We start from the raw sequence: 1,162 nt of genomic DNA, 5'->3' as shown, positions 1-1,162 counted from the left end.
AAAATAAACTGGCAAGACTTAGGCAAACAAGCCGCCAGTGAAGTCAAAGCAATTATTAAAAGCTTTAGAGATACCTTGCAAGATATTTCAACTAGCTGGAAATACGACCTCCTACTGCCAGACTCAGCCATTGACGGCATGCAAGCCATGGTCAAACAACTTGATGAAGTCACCCCGCAAATTGACCAAGGCATTAAAAATGCCGCAAATGAAATTGGCAATCGCGTAAACAAAGCCCTCGATGAGTTTGAGCCACCGGCAAGCACAGGCGTAGTGGGCAAACCGAAGAAGACGGTAGCCAATGAATTAGAGCCACCGAAAGGGAATGATTTAAAGGGGGTACAGAGTAAAAACACTCACCCACTTCGATTAAAAATGAAAGCTTACAAAGTGCCTTGTTTTAAACCAAGTGATGGCTTAAGGAAAAGAAATAAAGGCGACTTACGCGCTTTAGAGCATAATTACGCAAGGCAGCTTAAACATCAAGAAAATGGCTTGAATGATTTAACCATTGGTGAATACAGAGAAAACCGCGAGCGATACAAAAGATGAAGCGCAAAGGTACTGGAACTGCGCAAGATGATTTTAGAAAAGACTTCGAAAAAGATTTAAAGAGCTCCCTTAAAGACTCATACAGCAAAAAAGTATCATATGCTGAAGCCGAAAAACTAGCCTTGCAAAGGACAACAGAAATTATGGACAATTTACATGCATTACATGACCCTGATATGGGCGCAGGCGGGTATGATAGCGTATCGCGTATGGGCGATAAACGAGTTAATGGCTCTGTAGGTCCGCAGTGGGCTAAAGCACCCATAGGGAGTAAAAAAGGGGATAAAACACGCGTGCAATTAATGGATGAGCAAGTTGAAAAAGCATTTAAAAAACATGGCCCAGATGCTAAGTTGAACATTCAACTTGAGCGCTGCCCGTTAAATAAAAAGTAGAGAACCCATGATAGAAACGAATGATGACGATTTAGCCTTTTTTTTAAGCGAGTTTGGCCAACCAACAACAATTGTACCCGCGACTACCGCTGATATAGAAGCGTATCGAGGGAAACTGCCTGACCAGCTACTTGAATACTGGCAAATACTCGGTTTTAGCGGCTTTGCCGATGGTTTATTTTGGCTGACAAATCCAGCGGATTATCAAGACATTC

The 1,162-nt window shown here is 42.4% G+C and carries 3 protein-coding genes; all 3 read left to right on the top strand.

The genetic code is table 11. From position 1 onward, the window contains the following. On the top strand, positions 1–552 hold a 552-nt coding region (locus H5186_RS23245), incomplete at its 5' end, for a polymorphic toxin type 15 domain-containing protein (RefSeq protein WP_259400408.1). Continuing rightward, the gene (locus tag H5186_RS23240) at positions 549–947 is read left to right on the top strand and encodes a polymorphic toxin type 15 domain-containing protein (RefSeq protein WP_259400407.1); all 399 of its coding nucleotides are present in this window, start codon (positions 549–551) and stop codon (positions 945–947) included. The genes H5186_RS23245 and H5186_RS23240, both read left to right, overlap by 4 nt. Positions 948–954: 7 nt before the next feature. Further along, a partial coding sequence (locus H5186_RS22525; RefSeq protein WP_310737101.1) for a GAD-like domain-containing protein occupies positions 955–1,162 on the top strand: 208 nt, incomplete at its 3' end.

Origin of the sequence: Pseudoalteromonas sp. SG41-2 (assembly GCF_014164535.1) — a bacterium.
Lineage (GTDB): Bacteria > Pseudomonadota > Gammaproteobacteria > Enterobacterales > Alteromonadaceae > Pseudoalteromonas > Pseudoalteromonas rhizosphaerae.
This window is presented reverse-complemented; position numbering and strand designations above follow the sequence as displayed.

What these genes read in the sequence shown, in the direction of transcription:
- H5186_RS23240 (WP_259400407.1), top strand. Translation starts at nt 549, where the DNA reads ATGAAGCGCAAAGGTACTGGAACTGCGCAAGATGATTTTAGAAAAGAC.